Here is a 306-nt window from a genome sequence, read left to right on the forward strand (position 1 = left end):
TTGACCCTGAGAGACGTCAACAACAATACGGTGAGTGGTCAAACCGTGACTTTCGCAACCTCATTGGGGGCTATAAACACCGCGACAGAAACGGTGGCAGGTTCCGGTATTTATACGGCCACCCTGACCGCGGGCATGCTGGCGGGTACGGCGAATATCACCGTTAAGGTGAATAGCAATCCGCTGAGTAATACTGCGACGGTGACGTTGAACGGTGATAGCAGCAAGCTTGATCCGACCAAGTCAACTCTGGCCGCTAACCCGGTGAGTATCGTAGCGAACGGGACGGCGACCTCGGTGGTGACT

General features: G+C 55.2%; 1 protein-coding gene. It reads left to right on the forward strand.

The genetic code is table 11. The annotated features are described in order from the left end of the window. The coding region (locus tag AC2A06_RS19000) for an Ig-like domain-containing protein (RefSeq protein ID WP_484381318.1) at nucleotides 1-306 on the forward strand (306 nt) is incomplete at both ends.

Source organism: Serratia sp. HNCC26DJ244 (genome assembly GCF_057180565.1).